This window comes from uncultured Duncaniella sp. (assembly GCF_910578445.1).
Classification (GTDB): Bacteria; Bacteroidota; Bacteroidia; order Bacteroidales; family Muribaculaceae; genus Duncaniella.
Map to the genome: position 1 here is coordinate 1 of NZ_CAJTQC010000006.1, position 212 is coordinate 212.

Below are 212 nucleotides of genomic sequence, written 5' to 3' on the forward strand. Positions count from 1 at the left end.
CGTGCTATCAGATCGAGATTCAACGCATACTGGGAGAGAAACCTCTGGAGACGGCGCATATTGGAATCTCTTTTTGCATCCGCAGGCATGGCGGCAGCCAGCTTATGGAGACTGACGGTCTGAACCACGCAAAGTGCGTGGATGAGCAGCGCCATAAGTTTTATACGGGCAAGATTCATCGATTTTTCAAAATGCTCTTGCATAATCGGGAG

Annotated in this window: 1 pseudogene; it reads right to left on the reverse strand. The window is 49.5% G+C overall.

Annotation, left to right across the window (positions count from 1 at the left end):
• A pseudogene (locus QZ311_RS04270) lies at positions 1–212 on the reverse strand (IS4 family transposase); the annotation flags it as partial.